The following is a 23418-nucleotide window of genomic DNA, read 5'->3' as shown; positions in this document are numbered from 1 at the left end:
AATGTCGGGTGAGATCGGTCATGCGGCGGCTCCGTTCAGAACCTGGGCGATGTGGATGAACTTCTGCGGCAGCCCGAGCCGTTCGGCGCAGCCCTTCTGGTGCATCAGGCAGGAGGAGTCGGCCGAGACGACGTAGTCGGCCCCCGCCCGCGCCTGATCGCCGACCTTGTCGTAGCCCATCTTGGCCGAGACGGCAGGTTCGAACACCGAGAAGGTGCCCCCAAAGCCGCAGCACTCGTCGGGCCTCGTCAGATCGACGATCTCGATGCCCTTGACCTTCTTGAGGAGGTCGAGCGGCTTCGAGAAGAACGGCGCATTCAGCTCGGACGGCCGGGCGTGGTGGATGCCCCGCAGGCTGTTGCAGTTGTTGTGGTAGGCGACTTTGTGCGGAAACTCGGCCCAGGGCAGCTCCTCGATCTTCAGCACGTCGTGCAGGAACTCGACGAGTTCGAAGGTCTTCGCGCGGACGGCCTTCACCTCGTCCGTCTGCGGGATCGCGGTGAGGTGCTCGCGGACCTGATGCACGCAAGAACCGGAGGGCGCGACGACGTAGTCGAATCCCGAGAAGTTCTTCACGAATAGGGCTTCGGTCGCCGCAGCCTCGGCATGGCAGCCGGTGTTCGTCATCGGCTGGCCGCAGCAGGTCTGGTCGTAAGGGTATTCGACCCTGAGCCCGAAGCGCTCCAGCAGTTCGAGCGTGGCGATCCCGACCTCGGGCTCGAAGGCATCGACGTAGCAGGGGACGAACAGCCCGATGCGCATGGCGTTCTTCGACTCGATTAAAGCGCTATGGCCGTCATCCTGGGGCTCGCCAACGGCGAGAACCCGGAACCCACGATCGACCGGAACGCCGCTGCCGGCGTCGCATCACAAGTGGGTTCCGGGTTCCGCTGCGCGGCCCCGGAATGTCGGCGTCGGATTCGATAGACTGGAATCTTTGTAACCTGCCCGTTCTACCGGAGCAGGTTCGTCTTGGCGAGGTCGAGTACCGAATCCCCGCGCCCGCTCATCACCGCCCGCATCACGTAGAGGCTGAAGCCCTTCACCTGCTGGCCGTCGATCTTGGGCGGCATCGAGAGTTCGTTGCGGGCGACCACAACGTCCAGCAGGGCTGGGCCGTCATGCGCGAACACGTCGCGGGCCGCGCTCTCCAGCTCGGCCGGATCCTCGACACGGACACCATGGATGCCGGTGGCACGGGCGACGGCGGCGAAGTCGGGGTTCTCCAGGGCGACGCCGGTCTCGATGTAGCCGGCGGCCTTCATCTCCATCTCGACGAAGCCGAGGGACCCGTTGTTGAACACGACGATCTTCGCCGGAAGCTTCTCCTGGCGCAGCGTGAGCAGGTCGCCCATCAGCATGGCGAAGCCGCCATCGCCGGAGAGCGAGACCACCTGGCGCCTCCGGTCGCTCGCCTGCGCGCCGATGGCCTGCGCCATGGCATTGGCCATCGAGCCGTGCACCCAGGAGCCGAGCAGACGGCGCCGGCCGTTCATCTTCAGATAGCGCGCGGCCCAGATCGTCGGCGTGCCGACGTCGGCGGTGAAGATCGCGTCGTCGGCGGCCGTCTCGCTCACCACCTTGGCGAGGTATTGCGGGTGGATCACCGGCTTGTCGCGCTTCAGGCCGAACCAGCCGCGGGCGGGCTTCGGCGTCGCGAGTTCGTCGAGATCCTCGCGGGCCTTGGCGTAATGCTTGAGGCTGTCGTCGAGGAAGGAGCGATCCGTCTTGGCGCGCAGCTTCGGCAGCAGCGCGTCGATGGTTGCGCCGACATCGCCCACCAGGCCGAGATCGAGCCGGCAGCGCCGCCCCAGATTTTCCGGCCGTAGGTCGATCTGCGCGATCTTGGCCTTGGTCGGGTAGAACTGGCGGTAGGGGAAGTCGGTGCCGAGCATCAGCAGGACGTCGCAGCTCATCATCGCGGCGTAGCCCGACGAGAAACCGATCAAGCCGGTCATGCCGACATCGTAGGGGTTGTCGTACTCGACGAACTCCTTGCCGCCGAGGGCGTGGACGATCGGACTCTTCAGGTTCTCGGCGAGGCGCAGCAGGTCGGCATGGGCCCCGGCGCAGCCGCGGCCGCAAAGGAGCGTCACGCGGGACGATCCGTTGAGCAGTTCGGCGAGTTCGTCGAGATCGGGGTCGGCCGGTCGGACGATGGGCCTGCGCGGTAACAGGCCGGCATTCGGCGCGATGCCACGGGTCGGCGCTTCCTTCAGCGCCACGTCGCCGGGGATGACGACGACGGCGACGCCGCTCTGGCCGATCGCGGCGCGCATGGCAGCTTCCAGGACCTGCGGCAGCTGGCTCGGGTCGGAGACCAGTTCGCAATAGTGGCTGCACTCCCGGAACAGGTTTTCCGGATGCGTCTCCTGGAAATAGCCCGAGCCGATCTCGGCCGAGGGGATGTGCGCGGCGATGGCGAGCACCGGCGTGCGGGTGCGGTGGCAGTCGAACAGGCCGTTGATGAGGTGGAGGTTGCCCGGACCGCAGCTGCCCGCGCAGACGGCGAGCTGGCCGGTGATCTGGCTCTCGGCGCCGGCAGCGAAGGCCGCGACCTCCTCGTGGCGGACATGGACCCAGTCGATATCGTCGCGCGTCCTGATCGACTCCGTGATCGCGTTCAGGCTGTCGCCGACGAGGCCGTAGACACGCCCGACGCCGGCTTGGGCGAGGGTTTCGACGATGAGGTCGGCGACATTGGCGTTGGGCATCGATCCGGCTCCTGTTTCAACGAGCCGAACCGATGGAGGCAGCGCCGTGTTCCGCGCTGCAGCATCGGGATACGCGTGAGCGTCAGTCCGGGATGTCCGTCTGCCTCTGCGCGACGACCGCGAAAAGGTCGCCGAGGGCGGCGAGGCTTGCGGCCTGCAATGCGGCGGCGGAGACGATCGAACCGTCCGCGCTCGGCAGGTCGCGCGTCGCCGTGGTGCTGGCCACCACCGTTGGGCTGAAGCCGAGGCTGAAGGCGCTGCGCGCGGTCGAGTTCACGCACATGTGGGTCATGAAGCCGGCGACGATGACGTTCTTCACGCCGGCCTTCTCCAAAAGCTGCTGCAGGTCGGTCCCGACGAAGGCGCTCGGATAGGCCTTGGTGATCACCGCCTCGTCGCCCTGCGGCGCGACCTCGTCGCTGATCTGGCCGATCCGCGCCGCGACGTCGTAGGGCGAGCCCGCTCCGGCATCGTGGCGCACGTGGATGATCGGGATGCCGGCCTTGCGGGCCCGTTCCAGCAGCGCCTGCGCCTCGACGATCGCCGGCTCGACGCCTTCGAGCTTCATCAGCCCTTCGCGATAGGTGTTCTGCAGGTCGACCATCAACAGCGCCGAGTCCCGCAGGAGCGCCGGGCTCGGGCTCAGCCCGGAGACGTCGCGAAGGGTCTTGAGATCCGACATCGGCGGTGCTCCTCCGAGATTTTCGAGCGATCGGCGCGGCCGTCGCAACCCCTGCGGGACGCGAACCCGCGGCCGGTAAAGGCCCGAGCCCGCTGCATCGGACGGTCTCGGCGCCGGACCTCTAACAGGCACGATGGAGCGCGTCATCCACTGCCGCTTGGGTGGATCGACGCCGGGATTCACGAATTGAAAATGTCTGTCGCGGCTGGGTACAACCGGGGGGCGTGGAACACGGACAGTTCGTGACACCGCTCAAGAATCGACTTTTCTACGGGCTCGGACTCGCGGCTTTGGCCGGTGCGAGCCTGCGGCACCGCGTCGGAGGCTATCGCAACCCGACCGATTTCTCGCCCGACGATTGGCCGCGCGCCATCGCGCATGTGGTGGACATCGTTCTGGATTGGCGGAAGCATCTCGATACGCGCCATGGCGCGAAGAATCTGGCCGGTCTCGATATTCTCGAACTCGGTCCGGGTGCGACCCTCGGAACGGGCGTGCTGCTCGTCGGTCTCGGCGCACGCTCCTATCATGCGATCGATGCCTTCGATCTCGCGGGCCGCACGCCCCCCGGCTTCTACCGCGCGCTCGCCGAGGCCGAACTGCCGCCCGTGTTCGACCGGGCGCGGATCCTCTGGGCCGTCGATGCTCTGGAACGCGGCCGGACCGATCCGGTCGGCTATGTGGTCACGCCCGAATTCGACATTGCGTGCGCAGCCGGCGGCCGGACCTTCGACCTTCTCCTCAGCAACGCCGCGTTCGAGCATTTCGAGGATATCGAGCACGTGATCGCACAGCTCGCCGCGGTCGCCCGTCCGGGAGCGACTCTTCTTGCCGGCGTCGATTTTCAAACCCATACGCGCGGCATCCGCGCGACCGACCCCAACAGCATCTACCGTTTCTCGCCCAGCCTCTACCGGAGCCTCGGATTCCCTGGCCAACCGAACCGGCGCCGGCCCAGGGACTATCTCGAGGCCCTGCAGCGGCATGGCTGGACGAACGCGGAGTGCCGTCCCGTAGATGTCGCGGATGCCGTGTATCAGGCCTGGAGCACGGCTGGCCTGTACGAGCCCTATCGCGACGATGCCGCGGACATGAATGTGCTGACGGGCATCGTGCTGGCGGAAAAGCCTTGAACCGATCTCATCGTCCACAGCAATCTCGTAGAAATATTGTAGGGCGAGAGTACTGTCTGATCGCACCTACTGGTTCTTCTTAGAAATTCTAGCTGAAACCACTTAAGTAAAAGCCGCTCGGACGCCGGGTCCGCCGATGGGATCGGCCGTCATCGGGAGAGGACCGGGCACGGAATGCTGCTCGGAGCGGTGTGCCGAGACATCTGCAACGGCAGGACGCGTGAATGAGCAGCACACCGACACAGGGTGGAGAGGACGTCGGCAGAAGCTCGCTTTCCCGAGCGGCGGCGACGGTGCTCGTTACCGTGGTGATCAAGGCGCTCAACGAGGAGGTCCATATCGGGCGCGCCGTCGCGAGCGCTCGTGCCGCGCTGTCCGCGCTCAGTGAGGCGGGAATCGGCACGGGGGAGGTCATCCTCGCCGACAGCCGCTCGACCGATCGCACAGCCGAAATCGCGGCGGCGGCCGGGGCGCGTGTCGCTCGGCTCGCGGACGACGTGCGCCGCAGCTGCGGGATCGGGCCGCAGCTCGGCTACCAGTACGCTCGCGGTGGTTTCGTGTGCTTGATCGACGGGGACATGGAGCTCGATCCCGGCTTCCTCCTCGCGGCCCTCCGTTTCCTCGGCGAAAACCCGAAGGTAGCGGGGGTCGGCGGCGGCGTGCGCGACGTCAACGTGGTGAACCTCGAATTCAAGCGCCGTGCCTTGCGCGGCGCAGCCGACCTGGAGCCCGGCCCCGTCGACCGGCTCAACGGCGGCGGCCTCTACCGGCGGGAGGCCATCGAACAGGTCGGTCATTTCAGCGATCGCAACCTGCACGGCTACGAGGAGTTCGACCTCGCCGTGCGGCTGCGTGCGGCCGGCTGGTCGCTGCATCGGCTCGCCGTTCCCTTCGTGGACCATTACGGCCACGTGATCGGCGGCTACGCTCTGCTGCGCCGGCGGATCGCGAGCCACTATCTCGATGGCATCGGCGAACTGCTGCGGGGCGCGATCGGGCGGCCTCATCTCCGTATGGCCCTGCGCGACCTACCGGAGATCCGGCTCTGGCTCGGGGTCTATCTCGCCTGGCTCTTGGCCGCCGCCATCGCCGTCGCCGCGCCGGGGCTCGTGAAACTTGCCGCGCTCGCCGGTCTGATCGCACTTCCCGTTGCCGCCTTGAGCCTGCGCTACCGCTCGCTCTCGCTCGGCCTCTACGCCTTCGTCGCCTGGAACGCGCACGCCTTCGGCATGGCACGCGGCTTTCTCGCGGGACGTGTTCCGCCGGGTGAACGGATCGACGGCACGATCTCGGAGCCGGCGGCTCGGCCCGACATCTCGCCCTTGCCGTCGCCCTCGACCCCGAACGTGCCGCCGAGCCGGACGGCCAGGACGCTGGCCCTCTGGGCGGGGCTTTCCATCGCCATCACAGCCGCCGTGCCGATCGAACGTGCCGATGCCCGGCCGGCCGAGGGACAGTGGGTGGCTCTGCGCGACCGCAACCTCGCCATTGCCGAGGGCAGCCCCCTCGACTTCTCCGGCCTCGGGCCGCTCGCTCCGGCAGGAAGCCGCGGCCGCGTGATCGCGGGGCCGTCCGGCAACCTGGCGCTGGCGGACGATCCGGCCACGCGCGTCCCGTTCCTCTGTGCGTCGCTCGCCTGGAGCCCGGCCTCGGGCAGCTATCCCGACAAGCCGACCGCGGACCGCTACGCGCGGCAGCTTCGCGTCCACGGCTACAACATCGCCCGCCTGCATTTCGCGGACGCCATCCTGATGAGCGGGCGGGGGCGCGACTTCGATCTCGATCCGGAGCAGTTCGACCGGCTCCGCTACCTGCTCGCCGCACTGAAGCGGAACGGCGTCTACTGGATGATCGACGGGCTGACGTCGCAGTCCGGCGGCCTCGGCGGCGTCGCGGATCGCTGGGGCAATGCGGGCGGCCTTAAGCTCGGCGTCCATCTCGACGAGGCCGCGCGCGCCCATTGGCGGCGATTGATCGAAACGATCTATGGCAGCGTAAATCCCTATACGGGTCTGATTCCATTGAAAGATCCGGCGCTGGCGCTGGTCGTTCTCGCCAACGAGAATGGCGTCGAGTTCGACACGATCCTCGCCGAGAAGGGTTCCGGCAAAGCCTACCCGGATACGCTCCAGGCGCCCTTCAACGCTTGGCTGCGGGCGACCTACCGGACCACCGCAGGGCTCCGCTCGGCTTGGGGCAATCTCGGCCGCGACGAGAGCGTCGAGGCTGGAACGGTGCGCCTGCCCACGGATCGCTACGTCGCCGGCCCGCGGATGCGCGATCTCAAGCGGTTCTTCATCGCTCTGGAGACGGACACCGTCGGCTGGATGACCGGCGAACTCGGCAGGCTCGGCTATTCGGGCCTCGTCAGCGCCTACAACAACGGCCTGTCCAGCCAGACCGATCTGAGCCGGGCGGCGCTACCGGTCGTCGGCATGAACGCCTATTTCGACGAAGTGCTCTCGTTCGATCCCGGCACGACGATCTCGCAGAAGAGTTCACTCGACGATGCGGCCGGCTACCTGCGCGAGCTGGTTGGCCGCCGCCGGTTCGGCCGGCCCTTCCTCGTCACCGAGTACGACCACCTGTTCTGGAACCGCTTCCGGCACGAGGCGGGGATCGTGGTGCCGGCCTATGCCGCGCTCCAGGGCTGGGATGCGATCTGCCGCCACGCGGCCGGGCCGATCGACCTGACCGTCGACCAGCCCTGGCCGCACAAGAGCAAGTTGCTGCCCTACGGGATTTCCCTCGATCCGGTCGGCCGGGCCGGCGAGACCCTGGCAGCCCTGCTGTTCCGGCGCGGCGACGTCGCCGAGGCGCAAGGCGGCGCGGCTCTGCCGTTCGGGACGATGGCCGACCTCATCGACGACGGCCTCGGCGGCTTGCCGGATGCCGTGACGAAGCTCGGTCTGCTGACGCGCTTCGGGCTCGTTTCGCGGGCCGGCAATGGTGTTTCGGCCGGCGTCACCACGCTGCCGGCCCTGTCGCACGGAACGGCGCTTTCCTTCGCAGCGTATCGGAGCCTGCTTGTGGAGCGCGGGGCCGTGGCGGCCGACAACGCGACCGACGAAGCCCTCGGCATCTACGAAAGCGCCGGCAGGCAGATCCGGCTCGACGCCCGAGCGCGCCGGGTTCAGGTCGTCACGCCGCGCACCGTGGCCGCGAGCTATGCCGCGGTGACCGGGCCGCTCCGGCTCGGCTTCTTGACGATCGAGGCTGCGAGCGGGCCGGCTCTGCTCGCGGCAAGTGCGCTCGATGGGCGCGACCTGACCGCCTCCCGGCGCGTTCTACTGATCTTCGCCACAGACGCGCGGAACACCGGCATGCGTTTTCGCGACGGCGAGGCGCACACCGTCGAGAGCTTCGGCGAAATGCCGATTCTGATCGAACGGCAGACGGTGCGCCTGCGGCTCGCCCTCGATGCACGGCGGGAGTGGCGTCTGCGCGCGCTGCATCTCGACGGCACGCCGGGGGATGCGATGACGATGCGTGCCGAGGCGAACACCGTGGTGATCGACCTCGACAGCGCCGCACCCAGCCACGGTCCGACGACCTTCTTCCTCCTGGAGCGGTCGTGATGGCGGCCGAGACCTCGCCGCCCCTCGACTATCGCTACCGGGTCGGTCCGCGGGCCGACGCCGAGGTCGAGCCGATCCGGTTGGAGCGCGGACCCAAGCAGACGGCCGAATCCGGACCGCCGCCGAAGGCGTTGGCGGCGAGACCGGCACCGTTCGGCTCGGCCCTGTCCGTGGCCGCTTCGGGTCTGCTGTTTCTGCTGGTGTTCCTGTTCTTCTGGATTTCGGTGAACCCGTTCATCGATCTGACCGATCCGACCTCCCAGACGCCGAGCGAGTCGGCCGGCGCCCTCAATCAGGCCGCCGTCTTCCTCCTCGCCGGGTTGTCCGCCGCGAGCCTCGCGCTGGGCAATTGGCGCCATGCCCACAGCCTCGCCGTGCCGCTCTTCCTGGCCCCACTGGCCTGGTACCTCGTCGCGGCCGGCCTGTCCGTGGAGCCGTCGTTGTCGGCGCGCCGCTACGTGCTGACGCTCCTCATACTCGTTCAGGTGGTCAACGTGCTGCTGATGGCCGGCGATCGGCGGATGTTTTCCGCCTATCTCGCGGTCTCGCTGCTCGCCGTGCTGCTGATCTGCTACGGCGGGGTCGCGCTCTGGCCGAGCCACGCCGTCCATTCCGCCGACGAGATCCTCGAGCCGATGCATGCGGGGCATTGGCGCGGCTCGTTCCTGCACAAGAACGCCGCCGGCGGCGCCATGGCGCTGGCCGTGATCGTCTCGGTCTACGTCGCGCGGACGTTCAACGCGGCGATCGGCTGGCTCCTCGGGGCCGCCTCCGCGTTCTTCCTCATCGCAACGGTGTCGAAGACCGCGCTGGCGCTTCTCCCGGTCTCGCTGCTGCTGTCGGAGATCCTGCTGCGGGTGCCGAGCCCGCTCGTTCGCGGCGCGGTCGTCACCGCGGTGCTGGGGCTGTTCGGATTGTTCACGGTGGGCTCGGTGGTCCTGCCCCCGGTTCACGCGATCCTGGAGGTGGTCTCGTCCGACCCGACCTTCACCAACCGCACCGAGATCTGGAGCTACGCCCTCTCGCAATTGAGCGCGAGGCCGCTGATCGGCCACGGATTCGAGGCGTTCTGGCGCTCCGGTTCCGTGTTCTACTCGGCCTCCGAGACCTTCGCGAGCCAGGCCGCCAACGGCCACGACGGCTATGTCGACATCCTGCTGACCACCGGTCTGCCGGGCCTGATCATCAGCCTCGGCGCCTTCGTGGTTCAGCCGCTTCGGGATCTCAACCGCAGCCTCGCCAGCGGCAGGGACCCGGCGACGACGGCCTTCTTCACGCGGTTGTGGGTCTTCTGCCTGCTGACGAGCTTCCTTGAGAGCATCTTCCTCAACAACACGCCCGGCTGGTTCATGTTCTTGCTCGCGGTCATCGGTCTGCGTTTCCTGGCCTGCGCCCGCGTGATCGTCCCGTCATCGGTCGAGCCTGCACGATGACCGGCACGGTCCAGGCCCCGATGCGGGAACCGCTGCAGCGGCGTCTTGCGCGCCTGGCCGCCCGCACCATCCGCACGCGGACGGCGCAGGCCCGGCCTCACGCGCCGCTGGTGTCCTTCACCTTCGACGACATCCCGGACTCGGCTGCCGAGCGCGGTGCCGCGATTCTGGAGGAGGCGGGCGGCAGCGGCACGTTCTACGTCGCCGGCAGTCTCGTCGGCGCCGTCGAGCCGACCAGACGCCTCGCCAGCCGGGATCAGTGCCGCGACCTGCATCGCCGCGGCCACGAGATCGGTTGCCACACCTTCTCGCATCGCGCCGTCTCGGAGCTGGGCCGGGCGACGCTCGCGAACGACATTGCGAAGAACGCCGGCTTCCTCGGCGAGATCGATCCCGGCATCGCGCTCGTGAACTTCGCCTACCCCTTCAACACCACCTCGCTCCGCGCCAAGCGGCAGCTCGAAGCCCACTATGCGAGCTGCCGCGGCGGCGTCCCCGGGATCAACGCCGGCCGCATCGATCTCGGCTTCCTGCGCGCCGTCGAGCTGGCCGATGCCTGCATCGATGCGGAGACGGCACGGTCCTGGATCGCTCGCGCCGTCGAGGCGCGGGGCTGGCTGGTCTTCTTCAGTCACGGCATCAGCGAGCGGCCCGAACCGTGGGGCTGCCATCCGGACCTGCTCCGGGCCGCCGTGTCGGAGGCCCGGAGGCAGGGAGCCGCCATCGTCACGATGCGCGACGCCTTGCGGCAGGTGTTCGCCGGCGATCGGGCGCTCGCATCGTGATGGCTCTCGCGGAACGGATCGCGGCTCCCACGGCGTCGGCGGCCGGGCGGCTCCTGTCGATCAACAACTACCATTACCGTCGCGGTGGCGCAGAGGTGGTGTTCATCGAGCAGAATCGCCTCTTCGAGGAGATCGGCTGGGACGTGGTGCCCTTCGCCATGCGCCATCCGCGCAATCTCCCCTCCCCGCACGAGCACCATTTCGTCGAAGAGATCGAGTTCGGCCACGCCTACGGCCCGCTGACGCGGATCAAGCACGCCGCCAGCATCATCTACTCGCGCGAGGCCCGCGCACGACTTCGTGACATCCTGTCGGAAGCGCGACCGGATGTAGCCCACTTCCACAACATCTATCATCACCTCTCGCCCTCCTTCCTGCCGGTCCTGAAACAGTCTGGAGTTCCGGTGGTGATGACGGTCCACGATCTCAAGCTCGCCTGCCCGGCCTACACGATGCTGCGCGACGGCCACGTCTGCGAGCGCTGCAAGGGCGGCCGCATTCACAACGTCGTCGTGAACCGCTGCATCAAGGGATCGCTGCCGCTGAGCGGCCTCGTCATGCTGGAGACGGCCGTGCATCGGGCACTGGGTCTCTATCGCGACACCGTAGACGCCTTCGCCGTGCCGAGCCGGTTCTACATCGACAAGCTGGTGGAATGGGGCTGGCCGCGCGAGCGCTTCGTCCACGTGCCGAACTTCGTCGATGCCACCGCCCTGCGGCCGAGCACGACCGTCGGCGAGGGCTTCCTCTATGTCGGCCGGCTGAGCCCAGAGAAGGGGCTCGATACGCTGGTTCGTGCGGGCGCCCTGTCGGGGCAGCCGGTCATCCTCGTCGGCACCGGGCCGATGGAGGACGGCCTGCGCGCGCTCGCTGCCGAGACCGGCGCCGAATTGCGTTTCCTCGGGTTCCAGACGGGCGAGGCGCTGCACAATGCAATCCGGGGTTGCCGCGCCGTCGTACTGCCCTCGACCTGGTACGAGAATGCGCCGATCAGCGTGCTCGAAGCCTATGCCCTCGGCCGCCCTGTGATCGGTGCCCGCATCGGCGGATTGCCGGAAATGATCCGCGACGGCGAGACCGGCGCCATCGTCCCATCCGGCGACGTCACGGCACTGGCATCCGAACTCGTCCGCTTCGCGCGGCTGCCGGCGCAGACGCTGTTGGCGATGGGCCGGGCCGGGCGGCGCTGGGTCGAAATGGATTTTTCACGCGAATCCTATCGGGATCGCCTCCTTGACCTCTACGCCTCGCTCCGCGAGCGCCGTCGATGAAGCCTCCGATCAAGCCGCGCCGTCGGCGCGGGGCAGGCCGTCCGCTCAAGGTCATGATGCTCGGGCTGCGCGGCCTGCCGCGGGTTCAGGGCGGTGTCGAGCGCCACGTCGAGGAGCTTGCCCTGCGGCTCGCCAGGTCCGGCTGCTCGGTCGAAATTCTGGCGCGCGGCCCGTATGTCGAGCGAAAGGAGCCGCATCGCTGGCGCGGTCTCGTCGTCACCCCCCTGCCCTCGCCGCGGACGCGCTCCCTGGAGGCGGTGGTCCATACCTTCGTCGGCGTCGTGCATGCAGCCCGGCGCGGACCGGACATCCTCCACATCCACGCGGTCGGCCCGTCGCTTCTCGTGCCGTTCGCCCGCGCGCTCGGCCTTCGCGTCGTCGTGACCCATCACGGCTTCGACTACGAACGTGCGAAATGGGGGCGGCTGGCGCGGGTCGCGCTGAAGCTCGGCGAATGGGTCGGCATGCGCTTCGCCGACCGGCGCATCGCGGTCTCGCGTGTCATCGCCCGCACCATGAACACGCGCTACGACGTCCTCGTGGCCGCCGTGCCGAACGGCGTCACGCCGCAGCCCCAGCCCTCGAGCGTCACGGCCTTGCGCCAGTTCGGGCTGACGCGGCGGCGCTACATCATCACCGTCAGCCGCCTCGTGCCGGAGAAACGGCATCTCGACCTCATCGAGGCCTTCGCCCACGGTGCTCCGGACGGCTGGCACCTCGCCATCGTCGGTGCGGCAGACCACGAGGACACCTATTCCCGCATGGTGCTCGCGGCGGCCGATGCGACCCCGGGTGTAATTGCGACGGGTTTTCAGAGCGGTCTGGCGCTGCGCGAACTCATGGCCCATGCGGGCCTGTTCGTGCTGCCGTCGAGTCACGAGGGCTTGCCGATCGCGCTGCTCGAAGCCCTGGCGGAGGGCTTGCCGGTGATCGCCAGCGACATTCCCGCCAACCGCGAGATCGGGCTGCCGGACGACTGCTATTTCCCTGTCGGCGACATCCCAGCGCTGACGGCGGCGATCGCCCAGTCCTGCGCCAGCTTCCGCACCGACGCCCAGCGCGAGGCGACGCGCGCGCTGGTCGGCCGCGATTACGATTGGGACGTGATCGCGGAGGAGGTCCGCGCGGTCTACGAGACGATCAGCCTCGACCAGAGCTCCGAGATGATCCCCGGCACGCTCACGCCGCTTCCCCACCCGCTCCCGTAGATTTGCCGCCCTCCAGACGACGCAGCAGGATCCACTTGTAGGGGCGAAGCCTCTGCCAGAGCCGCGACGCACGAAGCCACTTCAGGATCGCGCCGGCTTGGACATAGAGCCGGCCGCGCAGAGTCACCGGGATCGCTGCGACGTGGAGCGGAATAACCAAGTCGCAATATTCGTCCTTGTAAGCCTCGTCACCGATGCCGAAATCGAACCAGCGGTAGCCCTGCCCGTGGCACCAGCGGATGAGTTCGTCGTTGAGGATCCGGCCGGGCGAGAACTTGCGCCACGCGCCGCCCGCATAGGCGGTCATCAGGAAGTAGAAGCGGTCGTCGTAGACGAGGCCCCAGTGGCTCGCGACCACCGTGTCGCCGGCCCGCACCGCCGACAGGTGGATCGGGGCCAAGTTTGCCAGCCGTCGCGTGGCCTCGTCGTAGAAGGCGCGCTTGCCCGGGATCTCGAAGCCCGGCACGCGGGTCTCGTGGAACTTGCGGGTCTTGTTCTCGATCATGTCATCGAGGAACTGCCGCGCCTGCTCGGGCGAAGCGGCGACCTCCAACCCCACGGCGTGATCCTTGGCGAGCTGCCGCATGTAACGGACATGGCGCTTCGAGACCGGGATCCGCTTTTCCAGATCCTCGCGGCTCTCGGGCAGGCTCATGACATGGCCCGATTCGGGCATCCGGACGACGCCGAGATGCATCAGCGGATTGGACCGTCCGCAGACCTCGGTGGGCATCTTGTCGAAAATCGCGACATCGAAGCCGGGCAGAGCCGCCCGGATTTTCGGCCAGAGCCGCTTCATCGCAACGGCATCGAGCTTCGATGCCGCCGGGAACAGGACCGGTTGGCTGTAGTCGACGACTGTCCCGTCGAGGAAGCCGAGCACCCGGACGCCCCGGATGCGCTCGATCCCAAGCGGCAGCAGCATCACGGTCCGTCCCGTGGAATCGAAGACGCCGACGAACAGCGCCCGGATCCGCCGCGCCGCGCCGATGGTGTCGAGCCAGACGTCGAGGATGTCGGCGCATTGGAAGACGTGGCAACGCGCGGCGGCCGCCCGATCGGTGCGAGGCCAGTCCTGGAAGGCGGAGGGCGACTCGGCCACGCGCACCTGAAAGACATCGGCTCGTCCGTCGACGGCCGTACTCGCGTCAGATGCGTCCGCCAGGGTCACGAACGGCTCCTTCAAATCATGGCGGTGATGGCGCACGTGCTCGAAAGCGTGTCGCTCGCCCTCGTCGGAATGACGGCGCAGCGTTCCGTTACCGGCCGGTCCGCGATACACCCGGACAAACGCAGAAAGCTCCCAAGTTCACCTGAACCTGAGAGCACTCACACATCTGCCCATAAGCCGATAAAATTGATGGTGCTGCGAGGGGGGATCGAACCCACGACCTCCTCATTACCAATGAGGTGCTCTACCACTGAGCTACCGCAGCAGGCGGGGGCGGCCGAAAAAGCGGCGCCGTCCGGCAGGAGGCGGCTCTAACGGATCGAGTCGGGCTTGGCAACGGCCGGAACGGCAGGTTTTTCGGCTCTGCGTTGACGCGATCCGAACCCGTGTCTATAGAGCCGGCACTGCTACCGGACGCGCTTCGCGGACCGGCAGCGTCGCCTTTGCCTGATCACAACCTGATGCGTCGATCGAACGCCCGCCATCGCGAGGACGTTTCGGTGGCGCCCAAATAGACGAGGATGCCCCATGGCCAACACCGTGTCGGCCAAAAAGATGACCCGCAAGATCGCCAAGCGCACGGCGATCAACCGCTCGCGCCGCTCACGCATGCGCACCTTCGTCCGCAAGGTCGAGGAGGCGATCGCTGCCGGCGATCAGGCCGTGGCCGCCGACGCCCTGCGCGTCGCCGAGCCGGAGCTCATGAAGGCTGCCCAGAACGGCATCGTTCACAAGAACAACGCGTCGCGGAAGGTCTCGCGCCTTGCCGCCCGCGTGAAGGCTCTCGCCGCCTGAGACGCCTTCCCCGGCACCACCGACGAAAAGAGCCCGGCCTTCGCGCCGGGCTTTTTCGTGCGTCGCGTCCGCGCCCGAGATGCCTGCCAAGCGCCGTCGCCCGGCTTATCCACTGCCCCGCGCAGGTTATTCACAGTTTCTTCGGACTTGTCCCAGCGGCCCTCTTGCATGGCCGAGCCGACGAACGGTTCAGATCGCGTTAACGCTAAACTGAATCGTTTCAGTTGCATCTGCGGCGCGCGGACCTGTAGCTTAACAAAACGTTGCCACCGCGGATCAACTACGAAGTGTCAACGGCTTGCGCTGGAGTCGTCCCCAAGTTCCGCACCTGCGCCTCGACTCCGATCGGCCGCGCTAAGGCCCCCTCGGTCCCGCAGATGCTATCCCCAGACTTCCCGGTGTTAGGAGAACGATAGAGGATTGTTGATAGACCGATCTTGCCGGTCGATGATCCCCAGGTAGGACTTGACAGGGCAGGACGGTTCCGGGGCCTCGCGACTCGCAGAGGTCTCCTTCAAGTAGCGTGAGCGTACGCGTCCCCGGCGGTCCCCCCGCCTCGGACGCGAGGAGAGTCAGGTTATGCAGCTCGACGGCAGCAGGACGGACGGCGACGGCAACGGCAGGAACGGCAACGGCGCCGGCGATGTCCAGGCGGCCTGGACGCGGGTGAAGCGCCGGCTGAGGGCCGAGCTCGGCGAGGACGTGTTCGCGAGCTGGTTCGCCCGGCTCGAACTGGAGGACGTCGTCAACGGCGTCGCCCGGCTGACGGTACCGACGCGCTTCCTCAAGAGCTGGATCGAATCGCATTACGTCGATCGGGTCCTGAACACCTTCAAATCGGAAGTCGAAGACGTCGTCCGCCTCGACGTCGGCGTGCGTGGCGCCTCGGCGCCGCCGCGCCCGGTGGCCGGTCTGGCCAAAACCGCCGCGCCTGCCGGACCGCTGGCTCGCTATCAGGCGGCAGGTGCTCCGGCTCCGGCGCAAGGTGCCGTCGCCAACGCCGTCTCCGAGACCGTCGCCGCTGCCCGCTCCGACTCCGCCTCGTCCGGCGACATGAGCAGCGCGCCGCTCGATGCGCGCCTCACCTTCGCGAGCTTCGTCGTCGGCCGCTCGAACGCCCTCGCCCATGCCGCCGGCGAGCGCGTGTCCCGTCATGACGGCGAGGGCGCGCTCTACAACCCGCTCTACGTTCATGCCGGCGTGGGCCTCGGCAAGACGCACCTCCTGCACGGGATCGGCCACGCCGCGCGCGACGCAGGCCACCGGGTGATCTATCTCACCGCCGACCGCTTCATGTACGGCTTCGTCAACGCCCTGAAGACCCAGAACGCCCTCGCCTTCAAAGAGCGCCTGCGCGCCATCGACCTGTTGATCCTCGACGACGTCCAGTTCATCCAGGGCAAGTCGATCCAGGCCGAGTTCGGCCACACGCTCAATGCCCTCATCGACGCCGGCAAGCAGGTGGTGGTCGCCTCCGACCGACCGCCGACCGAGCTCGAAGCCCTCGACGAGCGCGTGCGCTCGCGCCTCGCCGGCGGTCTCGTCGTCGAGATCGGCACCCTCGACGAAGGCCTGCGCGCCTCGATCCTCCAGGCCCGGCTTACGGCCGTGCGCGTGACGCACCCGACCTTCGAAGTCGCACCCGCCGTCGCCGCCTACGTCGCGAAAGCCATCACCGCCAACGGCCGCGATCTCGAAGGCGCCGTGAACCGGCTGCTCGCCCACGCCACCCTGACCGGCGCCCCGGTGACGGTGGAGACGGCCGAGGCCGCGATCCGCGATCTCGTGAAGAACCGCGAGCCGAAGCGGATCAAGATCGAGGACATCCAGAAGCTGGTGGCCTCCCGCTACAACGTCTCGCGCTCCGACATCCTCTCGGAGCGCCGGACCGCGGCCGTCGTGAAGCCGCGCCAGATCGCGATGTACCTCTCGAAGGTGCTGACCCTGCGCTCGCTCCCCGAGATCGGCCGGCGCTTCGGCGGCCGCGACCACACCACGGTGCTCCACGCAGTTCGAAAGATCGAAAAGCTGATCGGCGACGATCCGGTGCTCGGCGACGAGGTCGAGCTGCTGAAGCGGATGCTGCAGGACTGAAGGTATCGTCGCCGACACGCGGATCGCGGTCCGTGTGTCGGCTCCGGCGAGGGTTTCGGTACTCGCCCCGGCGTCCGCCGCATCCAATCCGGGCGGGAAGGTCGTCGCGTCTCTCTTGCCTTGGGCGTACGGCTTCGCCAAGCTGTTTGCCCCGATCCCGCATCTCCAGCGGCGGCAGGCGTTCTCCGAAGTTCAGAGTTTTCCCGATGAGAGTCACTGTCGAGCGCGCGGCCCTCCTACGGTCGCTCGGCCACGTGCATCGCGTCGTCGAACGGCGCAACACGATCCCGATCCTTTCGAACGTGCTCCTGCGCGGCTCCGCCGACGGCCTCCAGCTCAAGGCGACCGACCTCGACATCGAGGTGACCGAGACCGTTCCGGCCGACGTCACTGACGCCGGCGCGACCACGGTGCCGGCGCATGTGATCTACGATATCGTGCGCAAGCTGCCCGACGGCTCCCAGGTCTCGCTCGAGACCAGCGAGGAGACCGGGCAGATGACGATCCGCTCCGGCCGTTCGCGGTTCGCGCTCGGTGCCCTGCCCGAGGGCGATTTCCCGGATCTCGCTGCGGGCGAGTTGCCGCATGCCTTCGCGATCGCCTCGCTCGATCTCAAACGGCTGATCGACAAGACCCAATTCGCGATCTCGACGGAGGAGACGCGCTACTATCTCAACGGCATCTACCTGCACACGATCGAGGTCGAGGGCGCCTTGAAACTCCGCGCCGTCGCCACCGACGGGCACCGCCTCGCCCGCGTCGAGATGGATGCGCCCGAGGGCAGCCGCGGCATGCCGGGCATCATCGTGCCGCGTAAGGCCGTCGCCGAGATCCAGAAGCTCGTCGACGACGGCGGCGACAGCGTCTCCATCGAGATCTCGCCGGCAAAGATCCGGCTCTCGTTCGCGAGCGGCGTGACCCTGATCTCGAAGCTGATCGACGGCACCTTCCCCGACTATCAGCGCGTGATCCCGACCGGGAACGACAAGCGGCTCACGGTCCAGCGCGACGAATTCGCCCGCGCCGTCGACCGCGTCTCGACGATCTCGTCCGAGCGCGGCCGCGCCGTGAAACTGGCGATGACCGACGGGCGCCTCGCGCTGTCGGTGAACAACCCGGATTCCGGCTCGGCCACCGAGGAGCTCGACGTCGATTACGAGGCGGCCGGGCTCGATATCGGCTTCAACGCCCGCTACCTCCTCGACATCACGAGCCAGCTGGAAGGCGATACGGCCCTGTTCCGGCTCGCCGATCCGGGCTCCCCGACGGTGATCCAGGACCGGGAGGGTGCGCCCGCGCTCTACGTGTTGATGCCGATGCGGGTGTGAGACGGGCTATCCGGCGCACACCGAACGTCCTAAATCGCGCGGAATGGATACGCATTCGGGCGGGGGCGCTCGCCCCACCCGCTTGATCGCGCGCGACTTTCGCAACCATACCGAACTCGATCTCCCGATCGGCAGCCGCTTCATCGCGCTCGTCGGCGAGAACGGCGCCGGCAAGACCAACCTGCTGGAAGCGATCTCGCTGTTCTCGCCGGGCCGGGGATTGCGTCGTGCCGACCTTTCGGGGATGGCGCGGGCTGGCGGTCCGGGCGGCTTCGCCGTGTCGATCACGCTCGGGGGACGCGAGGACGGGCACAGGCTCGGCACCGGCTACGAACCCCCTAGCTTCGACGGTCGCGCGACGCGTCTGTGCCGGATCGACGGCACGGGTGCTGCCTCTCCCGTTGCCTTCGCCGAGTTCCTGCGCATCGTCTGGCTGACGCCCGATCTCGACGGCCTGTTTCGCGGCGCCGCCGGCGACCGCCGCCGGTTTCTGGACCGGCTCGTGCTGGCGGTGGATGCCACCCACGGCGGACGCGTCGGCGCCATGGAGCGGGCGCTGCGCTCGCGCAACCGCCTGCTCGACGAGCGGCCCGACGACGGCCGCTGGCTCGATGCAGTCGAGCGCGAGGTGGCCGAACTCGGCGTGGCCGTCGCGCTCGCCCGGCGCGAGACCGTCGAGCGCCTCGACCGGCTGATCGGCGAGACCCGTGACGACGCGCAGCCCTTTCCCTGGGCCTCCGTCCGACTCGCGGGGGACCTCGACGATCTCGTCGCGGTCTGGCCGGCGCTCGAGGCCGAAGACCGCTTCCGCTCCGCCCTCCGCCAGGGTCGCCACCGCGACCGCGCCGCCGGCCGCACGCTGTTCGGCGCGCAGACCACCGACCTCGTCGTCCGCCACGGGCCCAAGGACGTACCCGCCGCGACCGCCTCGACCGGCGAGCAGAAGGCCTTGCTGATCGGACTCGTTCTGGCCCATGCGCGCCTCGTCCAGGCGATGAGCGGTCTGGCCCCGCTGATCCTGCTCGACGAAGTCGCGGCGCATCTCGACCCGCGGCGCCGCGCCGGCCTGTTCGACGCCCTCGACGCGCTGTCGGGTCAGGTCTGGATGACCGGAGCCGATCCGGCGCTGTTCGCGGAACTCGGCGAGCGCGCCGACATCGTGAAGGTCGCCGACGGGCGGATCGTCTTGCCGCGATCGGATTGAGCGCGGTCAGACCGTTGCCAAGCGGATGTCCGTCCGCGGAAAATCATCGCCGACGAAGAGCAGCGGCACGTCGTGCGTGCGGGCGCAGGCATAGGCGAAGCAGTCGCCCATGTTGAGCTGGGCCGGATGACCGCGGCCCTTGCCGAAGCGCGCATGCGCCGCGAGTGCAGCCTGCGATTCGTCGTCCGCGATCGCTACGATTGCAATGCCAGCAGACACCAGAAAGCGTCGAACCTCCGTTTCTCCATCTTCGACGGACAATCCGTTCTTTCGGCTCAAGGCCATGACGGTCTCGAAAATGGCGAAGGCGGAAGTGATCGGTCTGCCCGATGAACGAAGGTGATCGGCAAGCGTCACATATCCCGTCTCGGCGCACAGGATCGCGACCAGGGCCGACGCATCGATGAACATCAGGTCTCGTCGTACAGGCTGTCGAAGAACGCCTTGTCCGTCTTGAGCCCGGTCTCGGGATAGCGAGCGATCCGATCCTGGATCGGCTTGATGCGCGCGAGAAATTCGGAGAGCGACTGCTCACGACGCTCCAACTCGTTGACGAGCGCCAATCGGACCGCTTCGGTCTTGCTGACACGCGCGACCGCGGCCAGCTTGTCGGCAAGCCGGTTCACCTCATCGCTGCGGATGTTGAGCGGCATATCGCCCTCCCTGTGTAGACAGACCGATCGTATTGCCTACACATCCCGATTTCAACAGTAATTGGCCTTTGAGCCGGACCGAGACACCCATGATCCAGCGCCTCAACGAGGCCCGCGCCGCGCTCAAGAAGACCTTCGGCTACGACGATTTCCGGCCTGGGCAGGCGGAGGTGATCGGCGCCGTGCTCGACGGCACGGACGTGTTCGCGGTGATGCCCACCGGGTCGGGCAAGTCGATGACCTATCAGTTACCGGCGCTGATGGGCGACGGGCTCACCGTGGTGATCTCGCCGCTGATCGCGCTGATGCACGATCAGGTGCAGCAGATGGTCGGCTTCGGCGTCGAGGCCGCGACGCTGAACTCGACGATTGCCGAGACGGCCGCGCGCGAGACGTGGCGCAAGATTCGTTCGGGTGAACTCCGCCTGCTCTTCGTCTCGCCCGAGCGCCTGCTAATGGACGGCTGCATGGAGGCGCTACGAAGCGCTGGCGTACAGCGCCTCGCCGTGGACGAAGCCCATTGCGTCTCGCAGTGGGGCCACGATTTTCGCCCCGAGTACCGCGAGATCGCCCGCGCCCGCGAAGCCCTCGGCAACGTCCAGACGCTGGCGCTCACCGCCACGGCCGACGCCGCGACGCGCACGGACATCGCCGAGCGGCTTTTCCCGACGGGACGTGAGGCAAAGACCTTCGTCCACTCTTTCGACCGGCCGAACATCCGGCTGACCTTCGCGGCCAAGGACAACCCGACACGGCAGCTGGAGCGCTTCCTGCGCAATCGCCGGGCGGAGAGCGGCATCATATACTGTTCGTCGCGCAAGCGCGTGGAACAGCTCGCCGAGACCCTCAAGGGCGACGGCTTCAACGCACTGCCCTACCATGCCGGCCTCGACCAGGGCACGCGGATGCGGAACCAGGACACCTTCCTGCAGGAGGACGGGGTCGTGATGACCGCTACGGTGGCCTTCGGTATGGGCATCAACAAGCCCGACGTCCGTTTCGTCTGCCACGCCGACATGCCGACCAATGTCGAGGGCTACTATCAGGAGATCGGCCGCGCCGGCCGCGACGGGCTCCCCGCCGACACGCTGACGCTCTACGGCCTCGACGACATGTCACTGCGCCGCCGCCAGATCGATGAGAAAGAAGTGCCGGACGAGCGCCGCCGGGTCGAGCGGCGCAAGCTCGAAGCGATGATCTCGCTCTGCGAAGGGGCAGCCTGCCGCCGGCAATCGCTGCTCTCGTATTTCGGCGAGTCGAGCGAGCCCTGCGGTCGCTGCGATCTCTGCCGCGGCGGCGTCGCGCTGATCGACGGTACCGTGGAAGCCCAGAAGCTGCTCTCGGCGATCGTGCGGACCGGGCAGCGCTTCGGGGCGGCCTATGTCTGCGACGTCGTGCACGGCAAGGAATCCGAGCCGATCCGGAAGAACGGCCACGGCCAGCTCAAGACCTTCGGCGTCGGTGCCGACAAGCCCGTCGCCGCATGGCGCGCTATCCTGCGCCAGCTCTTCGCCGCCGGCGCGGTCGCCGAGAACGGCGACGGCTATGGCGGGCTGACCATGACCGAGAAGGGTGAGGCGATCCTGTTCGGCCGCGAGACCATGCAGGTCCGGCCCGATCCCGAACCGCGGAAGGCCGAACCGAGGAGCCGGCGTGGAGCGGCGCGTGACGACGATGCGCTGCAGCTCGGCGAGGCCGACGAGGCGCTGTTCCAACACCTGCGCGGATTGCGCGCCACGATCGCCCGTGCCGAGAACGTCGCCGCCTTCATCGTGTTTCCGGACAAGACTCTGCTCGAGATGGCCCGAGCGAAACCGGTCGATCTCTGGGCGCTCCGCAGCGTCCACGGCGTCGGCGAGCGCAAGCGCGAGGCCTATGGCCAGCGCTTCGTCGAAGCCATTGCCGCGTATCTCGCCGATGACGGACGGCGCGGCCGAGTCGCTGCGGACTGATGCGACGGCCCAATCTGTAATGTGCGACCGGGGGACGGCGGCGCAAACCGGAGGCTGCGGTTTTGCACGCCTTCGCCCTGTCGGATGATGCTAGGCAGACGGCCCTTCCGGCGGCAACGCTTGCGTCCGGCGTCGCCCGCAATGAGCGTGAACCATTTCCGACCCCGACGACACGATCAGGCCGCGCCAGGTCTTTTACCTTCCCGGCTTCGATCCGCGCGAGCCTGAAGCCTATTGGGGGCTCCTCCGGCGCGAGAGCCGGCTGACGGCGAGCCGGCGCGGCATGACGATCGAGGTCGGGGACCCTGCCCGCTCGAGCGACGGCCACAGCCTCGATTGGATGGTCGGCGGCGTCGAGGGTGGCGTCTGCACCCGAACACGCTACGGCCTTCTGCGATGGGACGACATCGTCCGCTCCCGTTTTCCGCGGTCGAACTTCACCCGGCTGACCGCAGCGCCGGTTCTGTGGTGGCGGCTCTGGCGGAGCGGCTATCTCCGCGCATTCAGGCGTGAGGCCTGGCAATTCTCGACGGTGATTCTAGTCGTCCACCTGCTCTATGCAGTGCTCGTCGGCGCGAGCCTCGCTCTGGCGGCTGCAATCGTGTCGGCGACCTTCGTCGGTGACGGGCCGATGCTGCTCGATCTCGTCCTGATCGCCCTGGCGGCCTACGGCAACCTCGGACTGCTGACGCGGATCACGAAGGGCCGACCGTTCTACATCGCGCATCTCGTCGACGACGCGGCCTTCACGCACGAACATGCCTCGGGCGGCGACGCAGATATGCGCGAGCGCCTGGATGCCTGGGCTCTCCGGATCCAGGCCGCGGAGGCCGAGGCTTCGGAGGTCGTGGTGGTCGGGCATTCCTCGTCGAGCTTTCTCGCCCTCGAAGCGCTCGACCGCGTCCTCGCGCGCGATCCCCTGTTCGGCCGGCGCGGAACGCCGGTCACGCTGGTGACGCTCGGCAGCGTTATCCCCTGGATCGCCCTCGATCCACGGGCGCAGGCGGTGCGCGGTGCGCTTGCGAGAGTCGCGGAAGCGGACGCGATCGGCTGGCTCGACCTGCGCGCGCCGTGGGACTGGCTCTCGATCCACCTGCGCAATCCGCTCGAAGCCTCCAATCTCGATGCTCCCGATCCGGGCCGTCCAGCGGCCTGCAGCGTCGGCATCGCAGACTTGATCGATCCGAGAACCGTCGCCATGCGGCGCTGGAACTTCTTCCGCATGCATTTCCAGCTCCTCATGTCGAGCCGGGACCCGTACGCCTTCGATTATGTCGCCCTGATCGCCGGTGCTGCGCCGGTGTATCGCGCGGTTCACGCTCTGCGGGATTCGACGCATCCTCAGCATCCGATGGCTGCAAAATAGACTGAGCCCTGCAACAGGAACGGAGATCCCGTCGGACAGGCCGGTCGACGG

General features: G+C 67.8%; 18 protein-coding genes and 1 tRNA gene. 12 read left to right on the top strand and 7 right to left on the bottom strand.

The features are described 5' to 3' along the window. Window positions 1-18: 18 nt before the first annotated feature. The 3 genes from MHA02_RS05675 to MHA02_RS05665 form a co-directional block, all read right to left on the bottom strand. Window positions 19-762, bottom strand: coding sequence for a (Fe-S)-binding protein (locus MHA02_RS05675; RefSeq protein ID WP_147077447.1), 744 nt, complete (start codon window positions 760-762; stop codon window positions 19-21). 191 nt (window positions 763-953) lie between these two features. Further along, entirely contained in the window at window positions 954-2714 is a 1761-nt protein-coding gene (gene poxB / locus MHA02_RS05670) for a ubiquinone-dependent pyruvate dehydrogenase (RefSeq protein WP_147077446.1), read from the bottom strand. Window positions 2715-2796: 82 nt separating this feature from the next. After that, the gene (locus MHA02_RS05665; RefSeq protein ID WP_147077444.1) at window positions 2797-3396 is read right to left on the bottom strand and encodes a cysteine hydrolase family protein; all 600 of its coding nucleotides are present in this window, start codon (window positions 3394-3396) and stop codon (window positions 2797-2799) included. Between the two features lie 290 nt (window positions 3397-3686). On the opposite strand from MHA02_RS05665, the gene MHA02_RS05660 reads away from it, so the two are divergent. The 6 genes from MHA02_RS05660 (at window position 3687) to MHA02_RS05630 (ending at window position 12804) form a co-directional block, all read left to right on the top strand. Beyond that, on the top strand, window positions 3687-4529 hold the full coding sequence (locus MHA02_RS05660) for a class I SAM-dependent methyltransferase (RefSeq protein ID WP_147077442.1): 843 nt from the start codon (window positions 3687-3689) through the stop codon (window positions 4527-4529). Window positions 4530-4753: 224 nt separating this feature from the next. Then, window positions 4754-8107 carry a glycosyltransferase gene (locus MHA02_RS05650; protein ID WP_238180477.1) on the top strand — a complete coding sequence of 1118 codons (3354 nt, stop codon included), beginning with the start codon at window positions 4754-4756 and terminating at the stop codon, window positions 8105-8107. Next, a complete protein-coding gene (locus MHA02_RS05645; protein ID WP_147077440.1) occupies window positions 8107-9540 on the top strand; it encodes an O-antigen ligase family protein in 1434 nt (477 codons plus the stop codon). Before MHA02_RS05650 ends, MHA02_RS05645 begins: the two co-directional genes overlap by 1 nt. After that, entirely contained in the window at window positions 9537-10325 is a 789-nt protein-coding gene (locus tag MHA02_RS05640; protein ID WP_147077438.1) for a polysaccharide deacetylase family protein, read from the top strand. Before MHA02_RS05645 ends, MHA02_RS05640 begins: the two co-directional genes overlap by 4 nt. Next, entirely contained in the window at window positions 10325-11596 is a 1272-nt protein-coding gene (locus tag MHA02_RS05635) for a glycosyltransferase family 4 protein (RefSeq protein WP_147077436.1), read from the top strand. Before MHA02_RS05640 ends, MHA02_RS05635 begins: the two co-directional genes overlap by 1 nt. Next, window positions 11593-12804, top strand: coding sequence for a glycosyltransferase family 4 protein (locus MHA02_RS05630; protein WP_147077434.1), 1212 nt, complete (start codon window positions 11593-11595; stop codon window positions 12802-12804). The genes MHA02_RS05635 and MHA02_RS05630 overlap by 4 nt, the downstream gene beginning before the upstream one ends. Here MHA02_RS05630 and MHA02_RS05625 read toward each other — a convergent pair. Together MHA02_RS05625 and MHA02_RS05620 are read right to left on the bottom strand one after the other, a co-directional pair. Continuing rightward, window positions 12776-13975, bottom strand: coding sequence for a GNAT family N-acetyltransferase (locus MHA02_RS05625; RefSeq protein WP_147077432.1), 1200 nt, complete (start codon window positions 13973-13975; stop codon window positions 12776-12778). The genes MHA02_RS05630 and MHA02_RS05625 overlap by 29 nt on opposite strands. A gap of 190 nt (window positions 13976-14165) precedes the next feature. Next, window positions 14166-14240, bottom strand: a tRNA-Thr gene (locus tag MHA02_RS05620). Window positions 14241-14503: 263 nt separating this feature from the next. Between MHA02_RS05620 and rpsT the strand changes: the two genes are divergently transcribed. From rpsT to recF, 4 genes are all read left to right on the top strand, one after another. Continuing rightward, window positions 14504-14770, top strand: coding sequence for a 30S ribosomal protein S20 (rpsT, locus tag MHA02_RS05615; protein WP_147077430.1), 267 nt, complete (start codon window positions 14504-14506; stop codon window positions 14768-14770). Between the two features lie 579 nt (window positions 14771-15349). Continuing rightward, on the top strand, window positions 15350-16864 hold the full coding sequence (gene dnaA, locus MHA02_RS05610) for a chromosomal replication initiator protein DnaA (protein WP_147077428.1): 1515 nt from the start codon (window positions 15350-15352) through the stop codon (window positions 16862-16864). A gap of 206 nt (window positions 16865-17070) precedes the next feature. After that, a complete protein-coding gene (gene dnaN, locus MHA02_RS05605) occupies window positions 17071-18192 on the top strand; it encodes a DNA polymerase III subunit beta (protein WP_147077426.1) in 1122 nt (373 codons plus the stop codon). A 43-nt stretch (window positions 18193-18235) separates the two neighbouring features. Beyond that, complete coding sequence (recF, locus tag MHA02_RS05600; RefSeq protein ID WP_147077424.1) at window positions 18236-19396, top strand: DNA replication/repair protein RecF; 1161 nt, start codon at window positions 18236-18238, stop codon at window positions 19394-19396. 6 nt (window positions 19397-19402) lie between these two features. On the opposite strand, the gene MHA02_RS05595 is transcribed toward recF, so the two are convergent. Together MHA02_RS05595 and MHA02_RS05590 are read right to left on the bottom strand one after the other, a co-directional pair. Next, window positions 19403-19807 carry a type II toxin-antitoxin system VapC family toxin gene (locus MHA02_RS05595; RefSeq protein ID WP_147077423.1) on the bottom strand — a complete coding sequence of 135 codons (405 nt, stop codon included), beginning with the start codon at window positions 19805-19807 and terminating at the stop codon, window positions 19403-19405. Beyond that, entirely contained in the window at window positions 19807-20049 is a 243-nt protein-coding gene (locus tag MHA02_RS05590; RefSeq protein ID WP_147077420.1) for a type II toxin-antitoxin system VapB family antitoxin, read from the bottom strand. Before MHA02_RS05590 ends, MHA02_RS05595 begins: the two co-directional genes overlap by 1 nt. 89 nt (window positions 20050-20138) lie before the next feature. On the opposite strand from MHA02_RS05590, the gene recQ reads away from it, so the two are divergent. Both recQ and MHA02_RS05580 read left to right on the top strand, forming a co-directional pair. Next, window positions 20139-22001, top strand: a complete 1863-nt coding sequence (gene recQ / locus MHA02_RS05585; RefSeq protein ID WP_147077418.1) for a DNA helicase RecQ — start codon at window positions 20139-20141, stop codon at window positions 21999-22001. A 283-nt stretch (window positions 22002-22284) separates the two neighbouring features. After that, window positions 22285-23367 carry a hydrolase gene (locus MHA02_RS05580; RefSeq protein WP_238180476.1) on the top strand — a complete coding sequence of 361 codons (1083 nt, stop codon included), beginning with the start codon at window positions 22285-22287 and terminating at the stop codon, window positions 23365-23367. Window positions 23368-23418 lie beyond the last annotated feature (51 nt).

Origin of the sequence: Methylobacterium haplocladii (genome assembly GCF_007992175.1) — a bacterium.
Taxonomy (GTDB): Bacteria; Pseudomonadota; Alphaproteobacteria; order Rhizobiales; family Beijerinckiaceae; genus Methylobacterium; species Methylobacterium haplocladii.
This window is presented reverse-complemented; position numbering and strand designations above follow the sequence as displayed.

What these genes read in the sequence shown, in the direction of transcription:
- MHA02_RS05675 (WP_147077447.1), bottom strand. Translation starts at nt 762, where the DNA reads ATGCGCATCGGGCTGTTCGTCCCCTGCTACGTCGATGCCTTCGAGCCC.
- poxB (WP_147077446.1), bottom strand. Translation starts at nt 2,714, where the DNA reads ATGCCCAACGCCAATGTCGCCGACCTCATCGTCGAAACCCTCGCCCAA.
- MHA02_RS05665 (WP_147077444.1), bottom strand. Translation starts at nt 3,396, where the DNA reads ATGTCGGATCTCAAGACCCTTCGCGACGTCTCCGGGCTGAGCCCGAGC.
- MHA02_RS05650 (WP_238180477.1), top strand. Translation starts at nt 4,754, where the DNA reads ATGAGCAGCACACCGACACAGGGTGGAGAGGACGTCGGCAGAAGCTCG.
- MHA02_RS05645 (WP_147077440.1), top strand. Translation starts at nt 8,107, where the DNA reads ATGGCGGCCGAGACCTCGCCGCCCCTCGACTATCGCTACCGGGTCGGT.
- MHA02_RS05640 (WP_147077438.1), top strand. Translation starts at nt 9,537, where the DNA reads ATGACCGGCACGGTCCAGGCCCCGATGCGGGAACCGCTGCAGCGGCGT.
- MHA02_RS05635 (WP_147077436.1), top strand. Translation starts at nt 10,325, where the DNA reads ATGGCTCTCGCGGAACGGATCGCGGCTCCCACGGCGTCGGCGGCCGGG.
- MHA02_RS05630 (WP_147077434.1), top strand. Translation starts at nt 11,593, where the DNA reads ATGAAGCCTCCGATCAAGCCGCGCCGTCGGCGCGGGGCAGGCCGTCCG.
- rpsT (WP_147077430.1), top strand. Translation starts at nt 14,504, where the DNA reads ATGGCCAACACCGTGTCGGCCAAAAAGATGACCCGCAAGATCGCCAAG.
- dnaA (WP_147077428.1), top strand. Translation starts at nt 15,350, where the DNA reads ATGCAGCTCGACGGCAGCAGGACGGACGGCGACGGCAACGGCAGGAAC.
- dnaN (WP_147077426.1), top strand. Translation starts at nt 17,071, where the DNA reads ATGAGAGTCACTGTCGAGCGCGCGGCCCTCCTACGGTCGCTCGGCCAC.
- recF (WP_147077424.1), top strand. Translation starts at nt 18,236, where the DNA reads ATGGATACGCATTCGGGCGGGGGCGCTCGCCCCACCCGCTTGATCGCG.
- MHA02_RS05595 (WP_147077423.1), bottom strand. Translation starts at nt 19,807, where the DNA reads ATGTTCATCGATGCGTCGGCCCTGGTCGCGATCCTGTGCGCCGAGACG.
- MHA02_RS05590 (WP_147077420.1), bottom strand. Translation starts at nt 20,049, where the DNA reads ATGCCGCTCAACATCCGCAGCGATGAGGTGAACCGGCTTGCCGACAAG.
- recQ (WP_147077418.1), top strand. Translation starts at nt 20,139, where the DNA reads ATGATCCAGCGCCTCAACGAGGCCCGCGCCGCGCTCAAGAAGACCTTC.
- MHA02_RS05580 (WP_238180476.1), top strand. Translation starts at nt 22,285, where the DNA reads ATGACGATCGAGGTCGGGGACCCTGCCCGCTCGAGCGACGGCCACAGC.